This is a genomic window from Polaribacter aquimarinus (genome assembly GCF_003129485.1).
GTDB lineage: Bacteria > Bacteroidota > Bacteroidia > Flavobacteriales > Flavobacteriaceae > Polaribacter > Polaribacter aquimarinus.
This window is the reverse complement of sequence record NZ_QFFG01000006.1, coordinates 1-19791: the sequence shown is the minus strand read 5'-3', so window position 1 is coordinate 19791 and position 19791 is coordinate 1. Positions and strand designations below refer to the sequence as shown.

Annotated in this window: 17 protein-coding genes; 7 read left to right on the top strand and 10 right to left on the bottom strand. The window is 28.8% G+C overall.

The genetic code is table 11. The annotated features are described in order from the left end of the window. Complete coding sequence (locus tag DIS07_RS15205) at nucleotides 1–639, top strand: acyloxyacyl hydrolase (protein WP_109405604.1); 639 nt, start codon at nucleotides 1–3, stop codon at nucleotides 637–639. Between the two features lie 47 nt (nucleotides 640–686). On the opposite strand, the gene DIS07_RS12510 is transcribed toward DIS07_RS15205, so the two are convergent. After that, the gene (locus DIS07_RS12510) at nucleotides 687–1157 is read right to left on the bottom strand and encodes a Dps family protein (protein WP_109405603.1); all 471 of its coding nucleotides are present in this window, start codon (nucleotides 1155–1157) and stop codon (nucleotides 687–689) included. Nucleotides 1158–1260: 103 nt separating this feature from the next. On the opposite strand from DIS07_RS12510, the gene DIS07_RS12505 reads away from it, so the two are divergent. After that, entirely contained in the window at nucleotides 1261–2205 is a 945-nt protein-coding gene (locus DIS07_RS12505; protein WP_109405602.1) for a hydrogen peroxide-inducible genes activator, read from the top strand. A gap of 83 nt (nucleotides 2206–2288) precedes the next feature. Here DIS07_RS12505 and DIS07_RS12500 read toward each other — a convergent pair whose 3' ends face one another. After that, nucleotides 2289–3908, bottom strand: a complete 1620-nt coding sequence (locus DIS07_RS12500) for an ABC-F family ATP-binding cassette domain-containing protein (RefSeq protein WP_109405601.1) — start codon at nucleotides 3906–3908, stop codon at nucleotides 2289–2291. Nucleotides 3909–4083: 175 nt separating this feature from the next. Between DIS07_RS12500 and DIS07_RS12495 the strand changes: the two genes are divergently transcribed. Together DIS07_RS12495 and DIS07_RS12490 are read left to right on the top strand one after the other, a co-directional pair. Next, a complete protein-coding gene (locus DIS07_RS12495; RefSeq protein WP_109405600.1) occupies nucleotides 4084–5466 on the top strand; it encodes a TlpA family protein disulfide reductase in 1383 nt (460 codons plus the stop codon). 122 nt (nucleotides 5467–5588) lie between these two features. After that, nucleotides 5589–7397, top strand: coding sequence for a DEAD/DEAH box helicase (locus DIS07_RS12490; RefSeq protein WP_109405599.1), 1809 nt, complete (start codon nucleotides 5589–5591; stop codon nucleotides 7395–7397). A 63-nt stretch (nucleotides 7398–7460) separates the two neighbouring features. On the opposite strand, the gene DIS07_RS12485 is transcribed toward DIS07_RS12490, so the two are convergent. From DIS07_RS12485 to pheT, 3 genes are read right to left on the bottom strand one after another with little or no spacing between them, the layout of a single operon-like run. Beyond that, nucleotides 7461–8075 carry a LysE family translocator gene (locus tag DIS07_RS12485; protein ID WP_109405598.1) on the bottom strand — a complete coding sequence of 205 codons (615 nt, stop codon included), beginning with the start codon at nucleotides 8073–8075 and terminating at the stop codon, nucleotides 7461–7463. A 2-nt stretch (nucleotides 8076–8077) separates the two neighbouring features. After that, nucleotides 8078–9112: a quinone-dependent dihydroorotate dehydrogenase gene (locus tag DIS07_RS12480; protein ID WP_109405597.1), complete on the bottom strand. Its 1035-nt coding sequence runs from the start codon at nucleotides 9110–9112 to the stop codon at nucleotides 8078–8080. A gap of 42 nt (nucleotides 9113–9154) precedes the next feature. Next, on the bottom strand, nucleotides 9155–11581 hold the full coding sequence (gene pheT / locus DIS07_RS12475) for a phenylalanine--tRNA ligase subunit beta (protein WP_109405596.1): 2427 nt from the start codon (nucleotides 11579–11581) through the stop codon (nucleotides 9155–9157). Nucleotides 11582–11793: 212 nt separating this feature from the next. On the opposite strand from pheT, the gene DIS07_RS12470 reads away from it, so the two are divergent. Further along, the gene (locus tag DIS07_RS12470; RefSeq protein WP_235869141.1) at nucleotides 11794–13716 is read left to right on the top strand and encodes an LTA synthase family protein; all 1923 of its coding nucleotides are present in this window, start codon (nucleotides 11794–11796) and stop codon (nucleotides 13714–13716) included. Here the strand turns inward: DIS07_RS12470 and DIS07_RS12465 are convergent. The 5 genes from DIS07_RS12465 to DIS07_RS12445 are packed head-to-tail and all read right to left on the bottom strand — an operon-like array spanning nucleotide 13705 to nucleotide 17722. Beyond that, entirely contained in the window at nucleotides 13705–14274 is a 570-nt protein-coding gene (locus DIS07_RS12465) for a phosphatase PAP2 family protein (RefSeq protein WP_235869140.1), read from the bottom strand. The two genes, DIS07_RS12470 and DIS07_RS12465, sit on opposite strands and share 12 nt — an antisense overlap. Further along, nucleotides 14267–15424, bottom strand: a complete 1158-nt coding sequence (locus tag DIS07_RS12460) for a peptidylprolyl isomerase (RefSeq protein ID WP_109405594.1) — start codon at nucleotides 15422–15424, stop codon at nucleotides 14267–14269. The genes DIS07_RS12465 and DIS07_RS12460 overlap by 8 nt, the downstream gene beginning before the upstream one ends. Before the next feature lies 1 nt (nucleotide 15425). Then, nucleotides 15426–16163 (bottom strand): FKBP-type peptidyl-prolyl cis-trans isomerase, encoded by a 738-nt coding sequence (locus tag DIS07_RS12455; protein ID WP_109405593.1) that lies wholly within the window; start codon nucleotides 16161–16163, stop codon nucleotides 15426–15428. A 10-nt stretch (nucleotides 16164–16173) separates the two neighbouring features. Then, a complete protein-coding gene (gene gldI / locus DIS07_RS12450) occupies nucleotides 16174–16704 on the bottom strand; it encodes a gliding motility-associated peptidyl-prolyl isomerase GldI (protein WP_109405859.1) in 531 nt (176 codons plus the stop codon). Beyond that, the gene (locus DIS07_RS12445) at nucleotides 16694–17722 is read right to left on the bottom strand and encodes a DHH family phosphoesterase (protein WP_109405592.1); all 1029 of its coding nucleotides are present in this window, start codon (nucleotides 17720–17722) and stop codon (nucleotides 16694–16696) included. Before DIS07_RS12445 ends, gldI begins: the two co-directional genes overlap by 11 nt. A gap of 101 nt (nucleotides 17723–17823) precedes the next feature. Between DIS07_RS12445 and DIS07_RS12440 the strand changes: the two genes are divergently transcribed. Together DIS07_RS12440 and DIS07_RS12435 are read left to right on the top strand one after the other, a co-directional pair. Further along, on the top strand, nucleotides 17824–18243 hold the full coding sequence (locus DIS07_RS12440; protein ID WP_109405591.1) for a nucleoside-diphosphate kinase: 420 nt from the start codon (nucleotides 17824–17826) through the stop codon (nucleotides 18241–18243). A gap of 218 nt (nucleotides 18244–18461) precedes the next feature. Then, a complete protein-coding gene (locus tag DIS07_RS12435; protein ID WP_109405590.1) occupies nucleotides 18462–19682 on the top strand; it encodes a POT-type proton-dependent oligopeptide transporter in 1221 nt (406 codons plus the stop codon). Nucleotides 19683–19791: the final 109 nt, after the last annotated feature.

The window sequence follows — 19791 nt, the reverse complement described above, 5'->3', positions numbered from 1 at the left end:
ATGAATTTTCGCTTTCTATTCTTCTTATTATTTTTTTGTTCCTTCATTTACAGTCAAAATAATAAAAATTATTTTTTTAAACCGAATAAGATTGGTTTTCTTTATAATTATGCAAATGAGAAGAACTTTTTGTTTGATGATACTGATTATTATTACACAACCAATACTTTTAAAAGTCAGTTTTTTTATAATCTTGGTAACTGGAAAACCTTAAATTTTGAACTAGTTATTCAACCTCAAATTCAATTTTTAAAGCATCAATTATTAAATGAGCAGTTTGTTTTACCTAATGAAGAAAATTTTAAGGAAAAAAGACTTCGTTTTACAAAATTAAAGAATATGAATTTGTATTCTATAGAATTTGGATTCTCTATAAATCAGTTAATTATAGAGAACCTTTTTTTAAAGATTACTGCCAGTGTTGGTTTATCTGTTATTGATACAGAAACTGAACGTCTTGCAAAAGGATTTACTTTTATAGAAAATGGCTCTATAGGATTTACTTATCAAACTTCATTAAAGACTGCTTTATATTTGGGTACTAATATTGGTCATGTTTCTAATTTTGATTTCCAGAAACCGAATAGTGGTTTTAATATTGTAGGTTTTGAAATAGGAATTAGTTATCAATTAAAATAGAAAAAGAAACTTTTTTTAAGTTCCTTTTTCATTTAATAATATATTAACTATCCTAACCAGGAATTAAGCATCCATATTGTTTTTTCTTGTTCAGAAATAAAATCACTCATCATTGAGTTTGTTCCTTCATCATCAGCTTGATCAGATAATTCTAATATTACTCTTTCTATTTTTAGTAATTCAGAAAGCGAATTTACAACCAATTCTATACCTTGTACATCATTAGAAATGTTTTTACCAACAGGAACTGAAGCGTTATCAATATAATCTAAAAAAGTATGCAAAGGCTTACCTTGTAGAGTTAAAATTCTTTCTGCGATATCATCTATTTTAACTTGAGAATCAGTATAAAATTCTTCAAATTTTGTATGCAATTCAAAAAAGTTTTTACCTTTTATGTTCCAATGTAAACCTCTTAAATTTTGATAATAAATTTGAAAGTTTGCTAACAATCCATTTAATTCATTAACTAAATTTGCAGTTTGATGCTTGTCTAAACCTAATATTGTTTTGTTCATTTTATTGTTTTTTTTGATAAGTCAAAATTATCAGAAAATAATTTTAATAAACTATAATTATTATTGATAGTTTTAATATCTTTATCAAAATTTTTTATTCAAAATGACTATCACACAATTAAAATACGTTTTATCTGTAGCAGAGTATCAAAATTTTACGGTAGCTGCAGAACATAGTTTTGTTACACAGCCTACGTTAAGTATGCAAATTCAAAAATTAGAAGATGAATTAGACATTCAAATATTTAACCGTTCAAAAAAACCTATAGAACTTACAGAGGTAGGGAAAAAAATTGTAGAACAAGCTAAAGTAGTTGTAGATGAAAGCAATAGAATATTAGATATTGTCCATCAACAAAAAGGATATATTGGGGGTGAATTTAAACTAGGTATCATTCCAACAATAATGCCTACCTTATTACCTATGTTCTTACATAATTTCACAAAAAAATATCCTAAAGTTAAGTTGATTATCGAAGAGCTAACCACCGAAGAAATTATTAGAAAGCTTATAGATGGACATATAGATGCTGCTATAGCAGCAACTCCTCTAGAAAATGAAGCGATCAAAGAAAGACCTTTATATTATGAACCCTTCGTTGGTTTAATACCTCAAAATCATAGACTTTTTAATAATAAATATATTACTTCTGATGAATTAGAAATGGAAGATATTCTATTATTAGAAGATGGGCATTGCTTTAAAGATAGTGTAATTAACTTGTGTAGAAATCATAAAATTGACAACAAGAAAGGCTTTCAACTAGAAAGTGGAAGTTTTGATACATTAATAAAACTATCAAAAGAGGGTCTTGGAATGACTCTTTTACCCTACCTACATACTTTAGACATAAACGAAACTGACAAAAGATATTTGCGTGAATTTACAAACCCACCACCAGCTAGAGAGGTAAGTTTAATTTACCATAAATCACAATTAAAAATGCAATTGATTGAAGCTTTGAAGAAAACTATTGATGGTGTTATAAAAGGTGCAATTGCTTTTTCTGATGTTAAAATAGTTAGTCCTTTACAGAAGACTAAATAATAGTAAACTAGGTTTAGTACAATTAACCTAAAACTAAATACCCGAAAAATTTAAATTTTTCGGGTATTTGTTAAATAGTAATACTAAGCGTACATCTTACTTCTTAATTCTTTAATTTTTGGATCAGATAAATATTCATCAAAAGTACCTAATCTGTCAATTACACCTTTTGGAGTTAATTCAATTACTCTATTGGCAACAGTTTGTGCAAACTCATGGTCATGAGTTGTAAACAAAACAGTTCCTTTAAAATTTATTAATGAGTTATTTAAGGCTTGTATAGATTCTAAGTCTAAGTGATTTGTGGGTTCATCTAAAACTAAAATATTTGCTCTTTTCATCATCATTTTAGACAACATACAACGAACTTTTTCACCTCCTGAAAGTACATTACTTTTCTTTAATGCTTCTTCACCAGAAAAAATCATTTTACCTAAAAAACCTCTTAAAAATACTTCTTCACGTTCTTCTTCGGTCTGTGCATATTGTCTTAACCAATCTACTAAATTTAATTCTCCATTCTGAAAAAAAGAAGAATTGTCTAGAGGTAAATAAGATTGTGTTGTTGTAACTCCCCAAGAAAATTTACCAGAATTAGCTTTTTCATTTTCCATTATAACTTGATAAAAAGCAGTAACCGCTCTAGAGTTCTTAGAAATTACTGCAACTTTATCTCCTTTGTTAAGATTAATATCTACTTTATCAAAAAGTTTTTCACCTTCGAAATCTTTTGATAAAGCATCTATATTTAAAATTTGGTCTCCAGCTTCTCTGTCGCTTTTAAAAATAATTGCAGGGTAACGTCTACTTGATGGCTTTATATCTTCTACATTTAATTTCTCAATCATTTTTTTTCGCGATGTTGCTTGTTTAGATTTTGCAACATTAGCAGAAAAACGACGAATAAACTCTTCAAGTTCTTTCTTTTTATCTTCTGCTTTTTTGTTTTGTTGAGCTCTTTGTTTTGCTGCTAATTGAGAAGATTCATACCAAAACGTGTAGTTTCCAGAATAGTGATTTATTTTACCAAAATCGATATCAGAAATATGTGTACAAACCGCATCTAAAAAGTGTCTATCATGTGAAACAACAATAACACAGTTATCATAATTTGCTAAAAAGTTTTCTAACCAACCAATTGTTTCGAAATCTAAGTCGTTAGTAGGTTCATCCATAATTAATACATCTGGGCTACCAAATAATGCTTGCGCTAATAAAACTCTTACTTTTTGTTTACCATCCAAATCTTTCATTAGTGTATAATGTAAATCTTCAGAAATCCCTAAATTAGATAGCATTGCTGCTGCATCTGAATCAGCATTCCAGCCATTCATTTCTTCAAAAACAATTTGTAACTCGCCTATTTTTTCAGCATTTTCATCAGTATAATCAGCATACAATTCGTCGATTTGTTTTTTTATGTCAAATAAATCTTTATTACCCATTACCACTGTTTCTAACACAGGGAATTCATCGAATTCATTATGGTTTTGAGATAAAACAGACATACGTTTACCAGGTTCTAAGTGTACCTGACCAGATGTTGGTTCTTGTTTGCCTGAAAGAATTTTTAGAAAGGTAGATTTTCCTGCTCCATTTGCGCCAATTATTCCATAACAATTTCCATTTAGGAACTTGGTATTTACTTCATCAAACAAAACACGTTTACCAAATTGTACAGATAAGTTAGAAACTGATAACATAATACTTTTTTAAAATTTGCTGCAAAAGTACAAATTAGATTTCTCTTTTCTATTAGTATTTTAAACCGTTTTTTACAAAAAAATATAGTTTTTTAAGAACTATTTTAACAACGAATTAACAAGAATAGCTTCCTTGAATAGTTAAATTTGTGATTGCAGAAATGTATATTTTTAAATGATAAAACACTTACTTTTTTATATTATTATTTTCAACGCCATAATAGGTTGCAAATCAGATAAAGATTCGCACACATTTTTTGGCGGTAAGATTATTAATCCAAAAACGAATCATGTTATTCTTTATGCTATGGATAAGGTTATTGATACGCTATTTCTAGATAATAATAATCGTTTTTTAGGGAGGTTTAAGAATATTAGCGAAGGTTTATACTATTTTGTTCATGGAATCGAAAATCAATATATTTATTTAGAACCAAAAGACAGTTTAATGTTACGTTTAAACACATGGGATTTTGATGAATCTTTGGTTTTTGCAGGTAAAGGGGCTGAAAGAAATAATATCTTAATTGATTGTTTTTTAGAAGATGAAAAGGATAACAAAGTGTTTTACAAATTGAATCATTTAGAACCTAGAGAATTCAAGGAAAAAACTGATTCAATTTTATTTTTAAAAGATATTACATACAAAGAATATATCACAGAGCACCCAGATGAAACCTCTGGTTTTAATACTGTATTAAATGTAGCTCTAACTTATCCTATATATGCACGTATAGAAAGATACCCCATAGTTCATTTAAAATATTCTAACAAAAAAGATTTTCATGATTTAGATGAAACATTTTTCAAACACAGAAAAGTAGTAAATATTAATAAAGATTCTTTGATGTATTATCCTCCTTACACTCAATATGTTAGAAACTATTTATATAATTCTACATATTCATTAGGTCATAAACCCATGGCAAATGAATACTCTTCAGATTTTACTAAAGATTTATTAAACACTATTGATACTAAAATATCGTCCAAAAAATCTAAAAATGCTTTTTTAAAGCAAACCGTAATTGGGCATTTTTATAGAAAATCTAGTTGTGATGTAAACAAAGATGCATTCAACACCTATTTTGAATTAAGTACTAGTGATGAAGACAAAAACCATGTTAGACTCTTACTAACAGATAATAAAGCTGTTCACAAAGGAAAAAAAATAAATAATTTTCAGGTATATGATTTTAATGAAAGAAAACAAAGCATTCATAAAATTATAAAAAATAAAAATTCTTTCTTATTCTTTTGGAATCCTGAATATGTTTCTCCAATGTATATTTCATCAAGAATGAACTATTTATCAAAAAAATTTCCAGACATACAGTTTATACAAATAAAAATTGACGGAAATTCGAAAGATAGAATTCATAAGTTAGATATAAAAAATCAATTCTACATAGATGCTACAAGCGAAGCAAATAATTTTCTAACAAGTAAAATGCCTCGTTCTATTATTATTGACAAAAAAGGAATTGTCCAAAATGGATATGCATCTATTTCTTCCAGAAAAATTTACAATCAGCTAAAAGAATTAATTAGCGAGTAGTATCTATTTTATTTAATGTACATTTGCACGATTTTAATTTTATGGGGTAACTCGTAAAAAATCAGTCCGAATTATAAACGGGTTTGCAGGTGGGCGTTCTGTGAATCCACAAAAACACAGTAATGTCAACATTTTTAGAATTAGGCTTAAAAGAGCCTATAAACAAAGCATTGGCGGATTTAGGTTACGAAAAACCTACCGTTATTCAAGAAAAAGCAATTCCACAAATTATATCATCTACAGACGATTTAAAGGCATTTGCACAAACTGGTACAGGAAAAACTGCAGCTTTTAGTTTACCTATTTTACAATTAGCAGATTCCGATAACAAAAACACACAGGCTATAATTTTATCTCCTACAAGAGAATTAGCGGTTCAAATTGGTAACAATATTAAAGACTTTTCAAAATATCTACCAAATATGAAAGTTGTTACAGTTTATGGTGGAGCAAACATAGAAGAGCAAATTAGAGCACTAAAACGAGGTGCCCAAATAGTTGTGGGAACTCCTGGTAGAACTGTTGACTTAATTAATAGAAGAGCTTTAAAATTAGGAAATATAGAATGGTTAGTTTTAGATGAAGCCGATGAAATGTTAAATATGGGCTTTAAAGAAGAACTAGATAATATTTTAGAAGTAACTCCCGAAACTAAACAAACTTTATTATTTTCTGCAACGTTTCCAAGAGAGGTAGAGGCTATTGCCAGAAACTACATGACTAAACCTATAGAAGTAACTTCTGGTGAAAAAAATCAAGGTTCAGATAATGTTAGTCATGAATATTATGCAGTTACAGAAAGAACTCGTTATCCTGCTTTAAAAAGAATTGCTGATTTAAATCCTGACATTTATGGAATTATTTTCTGTAGAACTCGAAGAGAAACTCAAGAAGTAGCAGATAATTTGATTAGAGATGGTTATAATGCAGATTCACTACATGGAGACTTATCGCAAGCTCAACGTGATTCTGTAATGGGTAAATTCAGAAAAAAAACAGTTCAATTACTAGTTGCAACAGATGTTGCTGCACGAGGTTTAGATGTTGATAACTTAACACACGTTATTAACCATAAATTACCAGATCAAATAGAGAATTACAACCATAGAAGTGGAAGAACTGGTAGAGCTGGTAAAAAAGGAATTTCCATAGTTTTAGTAAATAACAAAGAAAAAGGGAAATTAAGACCTATTGAAAGAATAATTAAAAAGAAATTTGTAGAAACTAAGGTACCATCTGGAAAAGAAATTTGCCAAAACCAATTAATGCATTTGATTGATAAAGTGCAAAATATTGAAGTTAATAAATCTCAAATAGAAGAATTTTTACCTAACATCTACGAAAAATTAGAAAGTTTTTCTAGAGAAGAATTAATTCAAAAATTTGTTTCTTTAGAATTTAACACCTTTTTATCATATTATGAAAACGCTAAAGATTTAAACGATTTGTCCTCAAAAGACAATTCTAGAGGAAGATCTAGTAGTGAAGACATGAGTCGTTTTTTTATTAATATTGGAAGAAAAGACAAACTTAATCCAGCGAAATTAATTGGTTTAATCAATGACCAAAATATTGGTGATAAAATTGAAATTGGTGCCATAGATATTTTAGACACTTTCTCTTTCTTTGAAGTTGATAAAAACTTTGAAAGTGCAACCTTAGAAGCATTTGCAACAAATCAGCCAGATTTTGATGGGCGTTCAGTCAATGTAGAAATTACTAAAAAAGATCGTTCTAGTGGTGGAAAAAGACGCGGAAAAAAACCTTTTGGAAATAAAGATGGTGGTTTTGGAAGAAGAAGAAATTCTGAAAGTTCTTCTAGGAGAAAAGATGAAGGAGGAAAAAGAAAATTAGACAGAAGATCTGACCGACCTAAAAATTCTGGAGATAGAAAATCTGGAGGCTTCGGAAGAAGACGTAGAGAAAGATAAAATTACATACCGGAATATCCCAAAACCTTCAATCTAAAAATTGAAGGTTTTTTTATAATAATGCTAAATTAAAATAAGAACTGCAATCATTATAAAAACGATAACTTGAATCCATTTTAAGTAAAATGCAATATTGGTATTATTTCTAATTTTTTGTGATATTACATCTGCTAAAACTGCAATTAAAGAGAATACAATTAATGAAACCAACATAAATAAGAAACCTAAAATATAGAACTGAATTACTGTTGGAAGGGTTTTACTAAATAAAAAACCGGGGAAAAAAGCTAAAAAGAAAATAGAAACTTTTGGATTTAAAACATTCATTGTAAACCCTTGTTTAAATAATTGTAACGTTGTTTTCTTAAGAACACTATTAGAATTCAACGCAATAGAAGCCTCCGATTTTAAAGCTTTAAAAGCCAAATAGAGTAAATAGAAAGCACCAAATAACTTAATTGCAAAAAACAAATTTTCTGATTCTTTAATAATTGCAGATACACCAAATGCTAAGAGCGTTGTATGAATTATACAACCAGAAATTAACCCAAAAACAGTAGCTAAACCATATTTTTTACCGTTTACAACACTTTGTGTTAATACAAAAATATTATCTGGTCCGGGTGAAATGGCTAAAATCAAAGTGGCCACTCCAAAGGAAAACAATGTTTCAATCATAATTATGATTGTTCTAAAATGGCTTTATGTATCTTTTTAAGCAAACTTGGTCCTTCATAAATAAAACCAGTATAAACTTGAACCAAATCCGCTCCAGCATTAATCTTCTCAAGTGCATCTTCAGCAGAATGAATACCTCCTACCCCAATAATAGGAAATGATTTACCAGATTTATTCGCTAAATATTGGATAACTTTTGTACTTTGATTTTTAATGGGTTGACCACTTACACCTCCGTTACCAATTTCATCTAAACGTGATTTAGATGCTTTTAAATTATCTCTTGTCGTTGATGTATTTGAAGCGATAACACCATCAATTTTTGTTTCTGCAACTAGTTCTATAATTTCATCTAGTTGAGTATTGTTTAAATCAGGAGCAATTTTTAATAGAATAGGTCTTTGCTTTAATTGGCTATTATTTAATTTTTGGCACGCTGTTATTAGTTCTACTAAATATTCTTTATCATTTAATTTAGCATGACTTCCAACATTAGGACAACTCACATTCAGTACAAAATAATCTACATATGGATGTAATTGTTCAAAAACCTCAAGGTAATCTTCCGTATAATCCTCTGGTTTAGTATTGGTGTTCTTACCTATATTTCCACCTATAATAACTTTTCCTTTATTTTGTTTTAAGTTCTCTATTGCCGCTTCAACTCCATCATTATTAAATCCCATTCTATTAATAATTCCTTTATCATCTTTTAAGCGGAATAATCTTTTCTTTGGATTCCCAATTTGTCCTTTAGGAGTTACAGTTCCTATTTCTATGAAACCAAAACCAAAATTAGAAAGTTCGTTATATAAAACTGCATTTTTATCAAATCCAGCCGCTAAACCGACAGGATTTTTAAAAGTAAGACCAAAAAGGTTACGCTCTAATTTTTTATCATTTATTTGATAAAATCCTCTTAAAATTGATGTCATTAAAGGAATTTTACATAAAGTTCTAATTAAAGAAAATATAAAATAATGAACCTTTTCAGGATCAAATAAAAATAAAATTGGACGTATTAATAATTTGTACATATATTTAAATATAAAAAAAGCTCCAACCAAGGAGCTATAGAATTATCTTAAAACAGCATTTAAATTCTTTTCAAAAGATTGCTGTAATTTTTGCATTATTTTATCTATTTGTTTGTCTTCTAATGTTTTTGATTCATCTTGTAATAAGAAACTTATTGCATAAGATTTTTTACCTTCTGGTAATTTATCTCCTTGGTAAACGTCAAATAAATCGACTTCCTTTAAAAGTTTTCTTTCTGACTGGAATGCTAAATTATACACTTCTTTAAATTCAGTTTTACCATCTAATAATAATGCTAAATCACGTTTAACCGCTGGAAATTTTGGCAAATCTGATACTTTAATTTTCTTATTCCCTACTAATTTTAAGATAGCATCCCAATTAAAATCTGCAAATAAAACTTCTTGCTTAATTCCGAATTCTTTTAAAATTGAACGCTTTACAACTCCGAATTCAACTAATTTAATTTTTCCTAAACCTAAAGAAATCCCTTCTGTAAAAACATCCAATTTAGAAGGCGAAGATTTTGATTTATCTATTCCTAACCTCTCAAGTAAAGAAGTAATAATTCCTTTTAAATAAAAGAAATCTGAAATTTTATTATCAATATTCCAAGTTTCTTTTGTTCGATTTCCTGTTACAAAAAGAGTTAAGTGCTTATTTTCTTCATATTTTTCATTGTACTTATGATAGGTCTTACCAAACTCATAAAACTGAAGTGCGTTATTTTTTCTATTAATGTTATACCCAACAGATTCTAATCCACTAAACAATAAAGATTGTCGCATCACTTTTAAATCGTTACTTAATGGATTTAACATCTCTACATTAGCTTCTTCATTAATATTTTCAGATAAACTTGAGTACTCTGGCTTGGTTAATGAATTCGCCATAGTTTCGTTAAAACCAAGTGCACTTAGTTGATTGGCAACAATATTTTCAATCTTTGTTTCTTTATTAGAATCAAAAGAAATTGATGTATTCAATTTATGAGAAAACTCTATGTTATTGTATCCATAGACTCTTAAAATTTCTTCAATAATATCAGCTTCACGCTGAACATCAGTTCTGTAAGAAGGTATTGTTAATCCTAAACCACCTTCTGTTTCACTATTAATTTTTATTTCTAATGAAGCTAAAATATTCTTAATCGTTTCTTTCGGAATTTCTTGTCCTATTATACGATATGCATTTTCGTAAGATAAAAACACTTGAAAATCTTCTATTTTTTCAGGGTAAAAATCAGAGATATCAGATGCTAATTTTCCTCCAGCATATTCTTCTATTAAAAGAGCAGCTCTTTTTAAAGCATATTCAGTCAAGTTAATATCAATTCCTCTTTCAAAACGAAAAGAAGCGTCAGTATTTAAAGCATGTCTTTTTGCTGTTTTTCTAATAGAAACTGGGTTAAAATAAGCACTTTCTAAAAAAATTGAGGTAGTATTTTCTGTAACTCCAGACTTTAATCCTCCAAAAACTCCACCAATACAAAGTGGATTAGAATCTGCATCACAAATCATGATATCTTCTGATGATAATTCTCTTTCTACTTCATCTAGAGTAATAAATTTAGTACCTTCTTCTAAAGTTTTTACTAAGATTTTATTTCCTTTAATTTTCTGGGCATCAAACGCATGCAATGGTTGCCCTAATTCGTGTAATACATAATTGGTAATATCTACAATATTATTTTTGGGAGCCAAACCAATCGATTTTAATCGATTTTGAATCCATTGTGGAGATTCTTTAACTTCGACATCAGTAATTGTAATTCCGCAATAACGAGGCACTAAATCTTTATCTTCTACTTCAACGTCAAAACGAAGTCTTCTTTCATCTACATGAAAATCACTAACTGAAGGTGATATTAATTCTAATTTTTCATCTTGCTGAATTAACCCAGCACGTAAATCTCTAGCCACTCCAAAATGACTCATTGCATCAGATCTGTTTGGTGTTAATCCGATTTCGAAAACATAATCTACCTCTATATTAAAAACCTCAGCAGCAGGAGTTCCAACTTTTAGTTTTTTATCTAAAACCATAATTCCATCATGACTTATACCAAGACCTAGTTCATCTTCAGCGCAAATCATTCCAAAACTTTCTTCTCCTCTAATTTTTCCTTTTTTTATCTTAAAACCATCGCCTTTTTCGTCATACAAAGTTGTACCAATAGTTGCAACAGGTACTTTTTGACCTGAAGCTACATTTGGTGCACCACAAACAATTTGAACTGGTTTTTCATCACCTAAATCAACTGAAGTAACTTTTAATCTGTCTGCATTTGGGTGTTGTTTACAAGTTAAAACTTTACCTACGACTACACCTTTTAAACTTCCTTTTATAGATTCTTTAGTCTCAATTCCTTCAACTTCTAAACCTAAATCAGTTAACAATTCTCCTGTTTTTACAGGTTCCCAATCAACTTGTAAGAATTGTTGTAACCAATTGTATGAAATTTTCATATTTTCTATCGGGTTTGTTAGCCGCAAATTTACTTAAATTCTACTTTTTATCATTCATTTTCATTTTAAAAAGTATAAGTTTATTTTTAATAATTCTAAAATAAATATCTTTGCCAACTTAAATCTAACAAATGCTAAAGAGTATTCCCAATTATATTAAATATATTTTTACAAATATTTTTTTTCTATTTCTATTCTCTTTAGTATTTAGAATGATTTTTTACACTTTTTTCTCTCAACTTGATGAAGCACAAACTATAGAAATACAAAAAGCTTTTTGGTTAGGTGTTCGTTTTGACATTAAAATATCTGTAATTGCTTTTTTTCCTCTAGCGTCTTTAATTTTAATAGTAAATTATCGTTTTTTTAAAAATAAAACGTATAAAAAAATCGCTGTACTATACTTGGTTTTAGTCTATCTCGTTTTAACCCTATTCTACCTTTTTGATTTTGGTTATTATGATTATCTAAATATTCGATTAGATGCTTCTTCTTTACGTTTCTTAGATGATATTAAAATATCTAGCCAGGTATTAATTGAAAGTTATCCTATATACAAGGGGTTATTAGGTTTACTAATATTATGCTTTTTAATTTTTATATTTTCTAAATTCATTTTTATATATTTTTCTAGTCAAAAGAAAACCATTTCAAAAAAGCTAAAAGCTATCTATTTTATTGGTACAATTTTACTGATGTCATACGGTATTTACAATAGCATCACACATTATCCATTACGCTGGAGTCAGGCTTTTTTCTCCAAAAACAATGCAGTAAACCAATTTGCTTTAAATCCAGTGTTATATTTTTTTGACAGTTTTGCTTTTCGTAGCGAAGGAGTAGACATTAATAAATTGAATACATATTACCCTGTTATTGCCAGACACCTAGATTTACCTAAAGATAAAATTTCTTTCGAGAGAAAAACTGCTTTTGATTCTACCTTTACCAAAAAACCGAATCTAGTTATTATAATGATGGAGTCTGTTGGTGTAAAACCAATGAGCTATTATGGAAACCCTATAAATAGTACTCCTTATATGGATAGTATCATTAAAAGAAGTTTAAATTTTTCTAATTTCTTTGTTCATAAAGCAGGAACAGCTGCAAGTGTCTTTGCAAGTGTTACAGGTTTACCAGATATCGATGATGTTAAAACTGCTTCTAGAAATCCAATGGTTATAAATCAGAGAATTATTTTTGATCAATTTGAAGGATATGAGAAGCTATATTTTTTGGGAGGAAGTGCAAATTGGGCAAATATTAGAGGCATTTTTCAATCGAATATAAAAGGATTAAAAATTTTTGAAGAAGGTAGTTATGAGATTGAAGATAGAGCTGATGTTTGGGGGATAGATGATTATGATTTATTTAAAGAATCTGATAAAGAACTTTATAAACTACATAAAAAAGGAAAACCCTTTGTTGCTTATATTCAAACTGCAACAAACCATATGCCATTTACAGTACCAGATAAAAAAGAAAATTATAAACCTTTAACTAATAGCGAAATTAGTAGCGAATTGCTTGAAAAATCTGGTTTTAAATCAATTGCTCAGCTTAATGCACTAAGATATTTAGACTTTAATATTCAACGTTTTTTAGATAGATCAAAAGAATCTGGTTATTATAAGAATACCATATTTGCATTTTTTGGAGACCATAATACAGCAATGAAAAGAACAGATTTATTTTCTAAAGAATATGATTTAGAAATTCAACCACATCATGTTCCTTTTTTTATTCATGCTCCAAATTTTGTAAAAAATACTACTATAAATACTAATGGAAAGCTAGCTGATATTTTTCCAACTTTAGCCAGTATCGCAAGAGTTAATCACACGAATTATACCTTAGGAGACAACCTAATGGATTCTATCTCGAGCAATAAAAATATTTCTTTTGTATATCTAAAAATCAATGGAGAACCTTCAGTAGGATTACTAAAAGATAGTTTATACTACTCAAGAACCAATGTCACAAAAACTAACGGACTATACAATCTAAATGAAAAAGAAGTAAAAGATTATAAATCTATCTATCCTGAAATTACAAAACAAATGGATAGTTTATTAAATGCATATTATCATGCTACAAAATATTTATATTTTAATAATAAAAAATTAGTTGAATGATACCCTATCTAACTTTTGATAAAGTCTAAAATAGAGGTTTCCAAAAATAACTCCGATTAATATTCCAACAATAATATCGATTGGAAAATGAACTCCTAAATAGAGTCTTGAGTAAGAAAAAAATGCTGGAAATAAAAGTAAAAAATAGGGATACTTATATTTTTCTTTTAATAACAATATTGCAAAAATGGTGAAAAAAGTAGAAGTTGTAGCATGTCCAGACATAAAGCTATAACTCTGTGGGTCAATCAAATTTCTTAATAGTTGGTAAATCTGAGGGTCATTATTTGGTCTTAGTCTTTGAACAGTATTTTTAACTAAATTGGTAAATTGGTCAGATACGCCGACTAATACTACCATAGCCAAAATCATAAATCCACCTCTTTTCCAACCATAACTTTTAATGATTAAAAAAAAAATTAGTAAAAACAAAGGAATCCAATTTAGCTGATTTGTAATTGTCAACCAAAGTGAATCCCATTGTTCACTTCCTAAATTATTTAAAAAAACAAGAAGCTTTTTATCTATTTGTATGATATCTTCTATCAAATTATTCACCTACTTTTAAAACTTCAACCTCAAACATTAAATCGGCTTTTTTAGGAAAAGGTCCAAAAGCTTCTTCTCCATAACCAATATAATAAGGTATAAATAATCTAGCTTTTTCACCTTCTCTCATTTTTAGTAATCCTTCTTTAAAACCAGCTATCATTGGTCTTTGAGGATCACTTAATGTTAAAGAAAAAGGCTCCATACCTGGGTCTAAAGAAGATTGAATTCTAGTACCATCTGCAACAAAAAGTGTAAAATGTACAGTTAAAGGTTTATTAGCATCTACTTTCTTCCCTTTAGTTTTTTTCAGCATTAAAACTCTTAAACCGGATTCTGTTTTTGTAGCTATAGGTTCTTCCATTTTCTCCAAAAATTTCACTTTTTTGGATAAATATTTAGTATACCTAGCTTGCTCAACTTTAAACTCTTCTGCTTTTCTATCTTTTTCGTTAGCTGAAAATTTTTGAAGTTCATTATCAAAAACATTAGCAGCATTAAAAGATGTTGCTTTATAACCAACTCTAATAATTTCTATTGAGTTTATAGTATCTCCTTGAGTAATCGAATTTACAACAGACATTCTTACTGAATCTATTGCTTTTTTAATTTTCTCTGAATCCTTAAACTTGGTTTTTATCTCTTTTAATTGATTTGGATTTACAGTTGTTTTTCCAAAAACAGAGTGTTTTCCGTTTAAATGTGGAATTGCTCTATGCGTAATAAAAAACTGACTATTATTAGTAGATGGACCACCATTTGCCATAGATAATACTCCAACATCGTCGTGTTTATATAACAAGTCTCCTTCTTTATTTTTTGGAAATTCATCACCAAAAACATAACCCGCAGGTTTCCTTCCTTTTGGCGTAAAACCACCACCTTGAATCACAAAATTATTAACAACTCTATGAAAAATAATGCCTTCATAAAAGTTTTTACCTTTTAAAGAATCGTGAAGTTTATTATTTGTGCCTTCAATTAAAGAAACAAAATTAGCTACTGTCATCGGTACTTTATCAGCATATAACTCTAATAAAATATCGCCTTTATTAGTATGAATTTCTGCGTATAGACCTTTTTCTAAATCATTATACTTAGTAGGCTTACAGGCTGTTATTGTAACAAAAGCTAAAATGTATAAAATAGTTCTATTCATATTATTTTATAATTTCTAATATTTCTACTTCAAAAATTAATGTAGAAAGAGGTTTTATTAATTCGCCTCTTTGTTGAGCTCCATAAGCAATTTTATAAGGAATAAAAAACTTATATTTTGAACCTTCTTTCATCATTGCTAATCCTTCATTAAAACCTGGAATAAATTGATTAGCTCTTGCAGTGTAAGGTGACTTTTTTTCTACAGAACTATCAAAAACTTTACCATCTATTGTAGTTCCATGATAATGAATTTTTACTTTATCAGTTGGCTTTACTAAATCTCCTTTACCCTCTTTTAATACAATATATTGTAATCCACTTGCTGTAGTTTTTATCCCCTTTTTGCTTTTATTAGCAGCTAAAAATTCTTCTCCAGCTTTTTTTATGTGACCAAATTTAGCTTCTGCTTCTTTAATCGCTTTTTCTTGCTGTTCTTTCATTTTAGCTTCTTGTTTTTTCTGAAAGTAAGTAGTAATTACATTTTGGATATCTTTTTCTTGCATTAAAAAATTTAAAGAATCAATACCATTTAAGAAACCTTGAATAAAAATCTCTTTATTTACCTCTTCAAAACCATTTTTAAGCTGCTTATTTATGTTAACACCATAACTCATACCAGCTGCATAACTTACTGAATCTATTTTTGAATTTAAAGATTTTACTTCTTTTCTTTGTTTTCCACAAGAAGTCATAGATACTACGACTGTTAACGTTAAAATAATTTTTATAATTTTCATTTTTTTTGTATTATTTAATATTTATTAATGTTACGGTACTTATAATTGACTGATTAATTCCAATTTTATTTCCATCTCCAGAAATACCAAAAGCATTATAGGATGGAATAACAAATGTAATAGTTTCTCCTACTTTCATCAACTTTATTCCTGATTGAAGTCCTGATAAAAAATCTTCTTTATCTACTTTATATTTTTTAACTCCTAATTCTTCTTTAGAATAAATAATGTTTCCTTTTAAATCTGCAATATTATATTCTATTTCAACTTCATCACCGGTTTTTGCAAAAGGTATTTCCTCTTGTACTTTGCGAATGTAAGAATACCAAAAACCATTTGGGGAAACTTGATATTTCTTAGTAGAATCTTGTTTTATTAAATTGATAATTTTATCGTCTTCTAACTTATTTAACTTTTTAGATTCTTCAATTGTTTCTAGTAAAATTGTAGTCGATGGCTTTGGATGAATTGGTTTCCTTGGTTCAACTCTAGAGCAACCAAAACATAGAATACAACAAAAAATTAAAATTCTAACTTTCATAAGAAGTTTGTAATTCATTGTGATATTTTGGTAATAATGATGCAAACTCTGTAACCGTTTTTTCCATTGGCAAATCCGATTTACCACCAGCCGCATTATCATGTCCTCCTCCATTAAAATGGTTTCTTGCAAACTGATTTACAGAAAAGCTACCTTTAGATCTAAAAGATATTTTTATAATTCCTTGTTCTTTATCTTCAATAAAGATAGCTGCAAAAATAATTCCTTTTAAAGATAAAGCATAGTTAACAACACCTTCTGTATCACCTTTTTTGAAATCAAAACGTTTTTTTTCTGCATCAGTTAAAGTAATATAAGCCGTCTTATATGATGGCAAAACTTGCAAATTACTTAAGGCTTGCCCTAATAATAATAACCTATTGTAAGAATTAACATCATATACATTATTATGAATTTTATCGTTCTCTGCTCCTTTATCAATTAAGTCTGCAATAATTCTATGTGTTTTACTTGTAGTAGATCTAAAACGGAAAGAACCAGTATCTGTCATAATTCCTGTATATAAGCAAGTAGCAATATCAGCATCAATTAAATGCAAATCGTTATTCATTTCTATAAATTGATATACCATTTGACAAGTGGAACAAATCTCAACATCAGAATACATATATTTTACATCTTCTGGTTGCTGATGGTGATCTATCATAGCAAAATCATTCGGGTATTTTTCTAAGGTATTTTGCATATCAGTTCCTACTCTATGCAACGCATTAAAATCCAATAGAAAAATAATATCAGAATTATTAATAGCTCTTTGAGACTGACTGTTTTGCCAATCGAACCTATATGTTGTTTTAGAACCTGGCAACCAATGTAAAAACTCAGGATATTCATTTGGCACAACAACAGTAGCCTGATGTCCTTTTTTATCAAAATAAAGTTTTAAGGCCAATGTAGATCCCATAGCATCTCCGTCTGGGTTTCTATGACCAATTACTACAATATTTTTTGGCGCAACAAGAAAGCTTTTTAGAGCTTCAAATCCTTTTAAAATCATAAGTGGCGAATATACAATTTAATTAAAAAAATTATGTAATTTCGCGGCGAATTTGTGAATAGTTTCACATTAATCAAATTAGAAACAAAAAAGTCAATATAATGGCAACAAATAGAACATTTACAATGCTTAAACCAGATGCTGTAGAAAACGGACACACTGGTGCTATTTTAGAAAAAATTAATACTGCAGGATTTAGAATTGTAGCATTAAAGAAAACCCAAATGACAAAAGCTGATGCTGAAACTTTTTATGCTGTGCATAACGAGCGTCCGTTTTTTGGAGAATTGGTAGAGTTTATGACTCGTGGACCAATTATTGCAGCAATTTTAGAAAAAGATAATGCTGTAGAAGATTTTAGGACTTTAATTGGAGCTACTAATCCAGCAGAGGCTGCAGAAGGTACTATTAGAAACTTATATGCAACTTCTATGGGAGAAAATGCTGTACACGGTTCTGATTCTGATGAAAATGCAGAAATTGAAGGAAATTTCCACTTTTCTGGTAGAGAGCAGTTTTAAAGACAATAAGAATTTTAGTAATTCTTAGTCTAAAATATATTTAGTAAAAACTCATAACGAAAGTTGTGAGTTTTTTTGTTTTGTAATAGGTATTATGGGATAATTTAGTTTGTTTCTAAGTTAAAAAAACTAGAACTTCACTAACTACGAATATAAAACATTGAAACGTTGCATATTCGTGTAACCCTTGTGGGTAATTTACCAACCCAAGAAACTGAATGGAAAAAATTCAAAATCGGAAACACTCAATAGAGACTTTTTATTACAGTTTAACCCGAATGCTTGAAAGAGCTTCTTATTATGGTTTCAGAGCTTTAGTAGTTCTGTATATGACTGGAGAAACCCTGAAAATGGACAGAACTGAAGCGTTAAGTATATATGGCTGGTTTGCAGGTTCAATGGTTTTTTCTCAAATTATCGGAGGACTTTTTGGAGACTTACTGATTGGAAATAAAAAAGCTATTATATTTGGTGGAATTATTCAAGCAATCGGAGCTTTTAGCTTGTGTATACCTTCGACAACTGGTCTTTATTTAGGTTTGTTTCTTGTCGTTTTAGGTAGCGGATTTTTTACGCCTAATATCCTTTCAAATTTTGGAAAATCATATTTGAACAAAACTAAATTATTGGATTCAGGATTTACAATCTTTTATCTCGCAATAAATTTAGGCTCATTTCTTGGAATTTCATTAATTGGCTATTCTGGAGAAAAATTTGCCTACAATATTGGGTTTGTAATATCTGGAATACTGATGTTACTGTCAATTGTTCCAATCATTATTTCAAAAGAGTTTAATTCAGAAGAGTTTGAAAAAGGCGAGACATCAATAAGCAAAAGAATTTTAAACATTCTAATTGTTTTTATTGTGGTTGGAGTGTTTTGGGGTATTTACGAAATATCAAATATTCGGATTTTTGACTTACAAATGCAATTCAGCGAAATTTCAGCGTGGAATATCTCTAAAAGTCTATGGCAAACTATTGGTTCTATTTTCACTCTTCCTATTTCATTAGTTGCAATTATTCTTTGGACTTTTTTCTACAGTTCTCAATTTTTTAAATTAATGGTTGGTTTTATTTTTGGAGCAATATCATTTGGGGTTTTATTTGTAATTCCAGAAATTCCAACCGAAAATCATACAATTACATATTTAATATCATTGGTTTTTCTCGGAATTTCGGAAATTCATATTGCACCAATAATTCTTTCGATTTCAACAAAATATGCAAATCCAAAATACTTGGCAATACTAATGAGTTTAGCATTTTTACCGACAAGATTAATTTCCTTAATTTTTGGTCTGTTTAACCACAAATTATATGACAATCCAATGTTAGGACTGAAAATTGGAATAGTAGGAATGACAGTTGTTGGAATTGGACTGATTGGATATGCATGGTGGAATAAAAAAACTACCTACAACAAAGAACTGAGTTAAAAAACAAATAAATTCTTCGTTAAATTTTTACAATATTTTTCTAGGCTCAAAAATCTATTCATTCGTTTTTTGAGCTTTTATTTTTTTATTTAATATGCTATTTAGGTAA